Source organism: uncultured Streptococcus sp. (assembly GCF_915066115.1).
GTDB lineage: Bacteria > Bacillota > Bacilli > Lactobacillales > Streptococcaceae > Streptococcus.
The window spans coordinates 1-6,403 of record NZ_CAJZDT010000108.1 but is presented as its reverse complement, the minus strand read 5'-3'; the positions used below and the strand labels follow the sequence as shown (position 1 = coordinate 6,403).

4 protein-coding genes are annotated in these 6,403 nt (G+C 36.8%); all 4 read left to right on the top strand.

Annotated elements, in window-relative coordinates; all coding sequences use genetic code 11:
* Positions 1–87 precede the first annotated feature (87 nt).
* From QZ565_RS07475 to QZ565_RS07460, 4 genes are read left to right on the top strand one after another with little or no spacing between them, the layout of a single operon-like run.
* The gene (locus tag QZ565_RS07475; protein ID WP_295527682.1) at positions 88–1,887 is read left to right on the top strand and encodes a class I SAM-dependent DNA methyltransferase; all 1,800 of its coding nucleotides are present in this window, start codon (positions 88–90) and stop codon (positions 1,885–1,887) included.
* Positions 1,884–3,128, top strand: coding sequence for a restriction endonuclease subunit S (locus QZ565_RS07470; RefSeq protein ID WP_295527679.1), 1,245 nt, complete (start codon positions 1,884–1,886; stop codon positions 3,126–3,128). The genes QZ565_RS07475 and QZ565_RS07470 overlap by 4 nt, the downstream gene beginning before the upstream one ends.
* On the top strand, positions 3,118–4,260 hold the full coding sequence (locus QZ565_RS07465) for a HEPN domain-containing protein (RefSeq protein WP_201059013.1): 1,143 nt from the start codon (positions 3,118–3,120) through the stop codon (positions 4,258–4,260). Before QZ565_RS07470 ends, QZ565_RS07465 begins: the two co-directional genes overlap by 11 nt.
* A 1-nt stretch (position 4,261) precedes the next feature.
* On the top strand, positions 4,262–6,361 hold the full coding sequence (locus QZ565_RS07460) for a type I restriction endonuclease (RefSeq protein WP_295527674.1): 2,100 nt from the start codon (positions 4,262–4,264) through the stop codon (positions 6,359–6,361).
* Positions 6,362–6,403 lie beyond the last annotated feature (42 nt).

Genomic DNA, 6,403 nt, shown 5'->3' with positions numbered 1-6,403 from the left:
TAAGCGCGAAGTGTACCGTTCCTTTATTATATTCATAATAAAGGAATCCTATCAGCCCTTCACAAAAATTTAAAGAAGGAATATGGTATGGTAGAGCAAGTAACAAATGAAAAAATGCACCACGAGAGGATGGCAATAAATATCAAAGAGAAGGCTTCTTTAATATGGAATATCGCTGATATTTTACGAGGGCTTTATAAGCCACATGAATACGGTAAGGTTATCCTACCTATGACAGTCATTAAACGTTTGCATGATACCTTGCTTCCGACAAGAGATGATGTGCTTGCGGTTTCGAAATCAGTGACAAATATCAAGGTCGTTCAAATCAGAGACAGAAAACTAACGGATGCTTCTGGCTATACATTTTATAATACAAGTCGTTTTACGTTTGAGAATCTGCTAAGTGACCCTGAGAATATTTACGACAATTTCAACTCCTTCCTTAATGGTTTTTCTGAAAATGTTAGAGATATTCTTGATAACTTCGAGTTTGATAAAGAGATCTCGAAGATGGCTAATAACGATGCTCTGTTTGCAGTTATTCAAGAGTTTAACAGCCAAAAAGCCTATTTAGGTGCGGATACTGTAACTTCGACGGATATGGGCTACATCTTTGAAGAGCTGGTTCGTCGATTTTCTGAGAGTTACGGAGAGGACGCCGGGGCTCACTTTACAAGTAGGGATATTATTTACCTGATGACAGACATTCTCCTAATCAATGAAAAACCATCAGATAAACCTATCGTGCGTACGATTTATGACCAAACTATGGGAACATCGCAGATGCTTTCAGCTATGATGGAGCGAATTAAAACTCTTGATGCTAATGCAGATGTAACCACATTTGGTCAAGAGTTAAACCCAGAAACCTATGCCATTGCCAAGGCAGATACCATGATTCGTGGAGGCAATCCTGACAACATGGCTTTAGGATCTACTCTTTCCAAGGATGCTTTTTCAGGCTATACCTTTGATTACTTGATTTCCAACCCTCCATTTGGTATTGACTGGAAGAAAGACCAGAATGCTGTCAAGGAAGAGGCTGAGTTAGGTGAGAATGGTCGTTTTGGAGCGGGACTACCTAAGATTTCAGATGGTCAGCTTCTTTTCCAACTAAATGGTATAGCTAAATTAAAAGATACAGGACGTATGGCGATTATCCACAATGGTTCAGCACTATTTTCTGGTAATGCTGGTGGTGGTGAGTCTGCTATCCGTGAGTATGTGATTATGAATGACTGGTTGGAAGCGATTATTCAGTTGCCGACAGACTTGTTTTATAACACTGGTATTTCGACCTACATCTGGATTATCACTAAAAATAAAAATAAAGAACGACAAGGTAAAGTGCAGTTATTGGACGCTAGTAAAGCTTTTGCGAAACGTCGAAAAAATATCGGTAATAAGAGGGTTGACATCAAGAAAGCTCAGCGAGAACTCATCGTGCAGGCTTATGGTGAATTTGCCAATAAAATCTATACTGAAGATGATTCGATTGTAGAGTCTAAAATATTTGATAATGATTTTTTTGGTTATCAAAAAGTTGTTGTTGAAACACCTCTATATGATGAAAGTGGCAATATTATCAGAAAGAAAAATGGGAAACCAGAACCTGATACTAGCAAGCGTGATACTGAGGATATTCCTCTGACAGAAGATATTGATACTTACATCAATAGAGAGGTACTGCCTTTCAATCCAGACGGTTGGGTTGATAAAAGTAAAACAAAGATTGGTTTTGAGATTCCATTTACACGTTTGTTTTACAAATATCAAGCGCCAGAAAGTTCTGAGGTTATCGCAAAGCGTATCAAAGCACTGGAGGAGAAAATTGTGAAGAATTTTGAAGCTCTGAGTAGTAACGGCGTGGAGGAATTGGGATGAGAAAGTTGAAGGACAGCGGTGTAGAATGGATAGGTGAGATTCCTGAGCACTGGGAGGTTTCGACTATCTCAAAAGTTTTTTCCCAACGCAATATGAAAGTTTCAGATTTTGATTTTTCTCCGCTATCAGTTACTAAACATGGAATTGTGCCTCAGTTAGAAAGTGCAGCAAAATCAGATGACCATTCAAATCGAAAATTAGTAAAAAAAGGTGATTTTGTAGTAAATTCTCGTTCGGATAGAAAAATGTCTTCAGGAGTTTCAGAGTTTGATGGTTCGGTTAGTTTAATCAACCTTGTTATGATACCAAGAGGGGAAAAACTTAATGGTAAGTTTGTAGGTTATCTTCTGAAAAACTATGGTTTTGCAGAAGAGTTTTATCGTTGGGGAACTGGTATTGTTGCTGATTTATGGTCAACTAACTGGGAAAGAGGAAAAAGAATTCAGCTCCCAATCCCTCCTATTTCCGAACAACAAAGAATTGCAAAATTTCTTGATGAAAAGACCGCTCTAATTGATGATATTATTACAGATACGAAACAAACGATTGCAGAGTTAAAATCATACAAACAGTCTTTAATTTCGGAAATTGTTACTAATGGTATTAATAAAGATGTAAAAATGGTTTCTACCGAGATTGATTGGATTGATGAAATTCCTGAGGGATGGGAAGTTGCAAAAATTAAAAATATATCAAAGTTAAGAAATGAAAAAACGTCTTATGAGAGAGGCCAGAATTTTTTAGCTTTAGAAAAAATGGTTTCATATAAACCAGGATATATCGATTTATTGACTGAAGTCGAAAACGGAAGACAACAAGTTATAAAACAAGGTGATATTGTGTTTAGCAAATTACGTCCCTACCTTGCTAAGGTAGCTTTAGCTGATTTTGATGGACATGGGACAGGTGAATTATTGGTGTTTAATGATATTAAAATTAAGCGTAAACTATTCATGTACAAATTAATTTCTGAACAGATTTTACAACCAGTAAGAGGGGCGTCTTATGGAGTGAAAATGCCAAGGGCTAATCCTGATTTTATATTATCATTACCTATTTCTTTTCCAATTTCATTATCTGAGCAATCTAAAATTGTAAACTATCTTGATCAAAAGATGTCTCAAATTGATACTTTAATTATAGAAAAAGAAAATCTTATATCCGAATATGAGTATTATAAAAAATCAATAATTTATGAATATGTGACAGGGAAAAAGCAGGTGGAAGGCTATGAAAGTTGATTTTGAACTATTGTTAAAACCAAAAATCCAAGACGGAGACTTACGCCAGCTGTTTTGGAAATCCTTTGAAAGGGTTCATGACATCAATCGGTTAGAGAAAACCAATACGCTTACTTACTATTTCCCAGAGGATAACCCGCTACAATTTAAAACAATCATCAGAAAATCAGATAATATCCTTCATTGTCGACTAAAAGCAACAGTTGATATTCACTGGAGGAAGACGTGTTTCTATGATAAGTTTAGAGCAAGGATAAGTGGAGTCTTGAGTCAACATTTTGAAGTAACTCATTACTCTGCTGATTTATCAGCTTACTATGCGAAAAAATGCTACTCGACTCTTCTTGACTATGAAACCAACTTAAGAAAGATTTTTTACTTCATTTACCATTTCTATGATGTGACAGATGCGACCGCTGGACGCAAAAAACAAACCTTAAATGCCTATGTTGAAGATTTGGATTTGAGTCAACTAGAAAAACTCTTGTTTGCGAAAGATTGGCTGTTAGTTGGTAAATCTTATGAATTTTGTGGTATTAGCAAAGATAGCAATCTATACGAAAAATTCTCAAAGATAGCTGAAAAGATAGAATTTCGAAGTCTGTGGGAAGTGAATATAAAGCCCTTACTACCTAAGCATGATATTGATGAAGAAGTCATAACGAAGATTAGAAATGTCCGAAATAAGGTCGCTCACCATAAAGAAATGAGCTTTAATGATTGGAAGTTCTGTAAAAATGAAGTTCGGACCTATGCTAATAAATTTCACAAAATTCAAGATGAGCTACTTGAAAGGAAATTTTACCAAAATACAAAGGGTTCAACTGTTGCACTACAAGGACTTCTTGAAATGTCGAAACAATTTCAAAAAGCGGTTGAAGCTTACACAAAGACAATACAGGCCCACAATGCAATTCTGTTAGGAGAAACAATAGCAAAGGCAATGAAGAGTATAACTATTCCTAGAATTGATATTTCTAAAACCATTGCACCTGCTATGGCCGAGATTGCTAATTCTCATGTTGAACGTATATCAAAAATAATGCAAAATACAACTATTCCTCAGATAGGCGTGTTAGGAAATGATGAGCAAGAAAGTTCATCGGAAAACGATGAAGAAGATAAGGAATAATATGGAAGATAATGAAAAACGCTTTGAGCAAGATATCGAAACATGGCTGACCTCACCAGCTGGAGGTTGGACAAAAACGACCTTTCAGGAATCGCACTATGATGCAACTAAGGGGTTAGATATAGAAACGCTTATCCAGTTTGTCAAAGAAACCCAAGAAAAGAAATGGGCAAGATATGAAAAAGTAGTAGGAGCTGACCCTGTAGAAAGTTTCTACAAACGCTTTGAGCAGGAAGTTTCTCAGCATGGTATCTTGCATGTTCTTCGAAAAGGTATTAGGGACAGAGGTGTTCATTTTAAGATAGTTCAGCTTCGCCCTTCATCAACCCTAAATGAAGACATCACTAGGGATTATCAAGCCAATAAAACACAAGTAATTAGGCAATTTGCTTACAGTCCCCATAATCGTAACACAATCGATATGGTTCTTTCCATCAACGGAATTCCTCTGATTGCTGTTGAGCTTAAAAATCAATTGAAAGGACAATCTGTTGAACACGCTAAAAAACAATTTATGTTTGACCGAGATCCCAAAGAAATAGTTTTTCAGTTTAATCATCGTATTTTAGTTTATTTTGCTGTTGATTTAAATCAAGCTTGGATGACAACAAAGTTATCTGGGAAGAAAACTTTTTTCTTGCCCTTTAATCAAGGTTCAAATGGAGCTGGAAATGTCGGTGGGGCTGGGAACCCAGAAAACTCTAAAGGCTATCAAACCGCCTATCTATGGGAGAATGTGCTACAAAAAGATGCTCTGATGGACATTTTACAGCGATTTATCAACTTAGAAGTCAAGCACGAAAAGGATGCTAGTGGGAAAACGGTAGAAAAACAGACCTTGATTTTCCCACGTTATCATCAGCTTGATGTGGTTCGAAAATTGGTTGCAGATACTAAGCAGAAAGGCTCTGGTCAACATTATCTAATTCAACACTCGGCTGGTTCAGGGAAATCAAACTCCATCGCTTGGTTGTCCTACCATTTACAAAAACTGCATGACGATGATAATCAGCCGATTTTCAATTCGATTATTATCGTAACAGACAGGACTGTCTTAGACCGTCAATTGCAAGAAACCATCACGTCTTTTGATGCGACGATAGGATTAGTTGAAACGATTGGAGATAATAAATCTTCTAAAGATTTACTAAAGGCTATCAATGATGGCAAGCAAATCATCATCACAACTTTGCAAAAATTTCCTGTTATTTATCAAGATGTTGAATCAACAGCTGGAAAACGCTTTGCAGTGATTGTTGATGAGGCTCACTCATCACAGACAGGTTCGGCTTCGCAAAAGTTAAAAATAGCCTTATCAGATAGAGAAGAGGCTTTAAAAGAGTGGGAAGAGCTTGACGAAGAAGAGGTGAGTAAGGCACGAGATAAGGAAGATACACTTAATGATACTCTACTTGGGCAAGGAAGACATGGCAATATTTCCTTTTATGCTTTTACAGCAACACCAAAAGCAAAAACACTGGAGTTATTTGGTCAACAAATGCCAGATGGAACATTTCAACCTTATCATATCTACTCAATGAGGCAGGCGATTGAAGAAGGTTTTATTTTGGATGTTTTACAGAACTATATGACCTATCATACGGCTTATCAGATTTCGAAATTAGTTCCAGATGACCCTGAATTACCAGCTTCACAAGCTAAACGTGCGATTGCTCGATATGCTGACCTGCATCCTTATAATTTGGCACAAAAGACAGAAGTGATGGTCGAGCTATTTAGGGATAAAACACGCCATGCAATTGGTGGGAAAGGCAAGGCTATGGTTGTAACCTCCTCTCGCTTAGCAGCTGTTCGCTATATGAAGGAATTTAAACGTTACATTAGTGAAAAGGGTTATACGGATATGGATACCTTGGTTGCATTTTCAGGTGAAGTAAGTGATGATGGAGAAGAATATACTGAACCTAAAATGAACGATATCAAAGAAAACGAACTAAAAGATGCGTTTGCTACGTCTCAGTATAATGTATTGATTGTTGCCGAGAAATACCAAACTGGATTTGATGAACCACAGCTCCACACCATGTTTGTTGATAAAAAACTTCGTGGTGTTAAGGCTGTCCAAACTCTTTCTCGATGAAATCGAACAATGCAAGGAAAGGTGGATACCTTTGTTTTAGAT

Excerpts from the sequence above, each read along its gene's own strand:
- QZ565_RS07475 (WP_295527682.1), top strand. The coding sequence starts at position 88 with ATGGTAGAGCAAGTAACAAATGAAAAAATGCACCACGAGAGGATGGCA.
- QZ565_RS07470 (WP_295527679.1), top strand. The coding sequence starts at position 1,884 with ATGAGAAAGTTGAAGGACAGCGGTGTAGAATGGATAGGTGAGATTCCT.
- QZ565_RS07465 (WP_201059013.1), top strand. The coding sequence starts at position 3,118 with ATGAAAGTTGATTTTGAACTATTGTTAAAACCAAAAATCCAAGACGGA.
- QZ565_RS07460 (WP_295527674.1), top strand. The coding sequence starts at position 4,262 with ATGGAAGATAATGAAAAACGCTTTGAGCAAGATATCGAAACATGGCTG.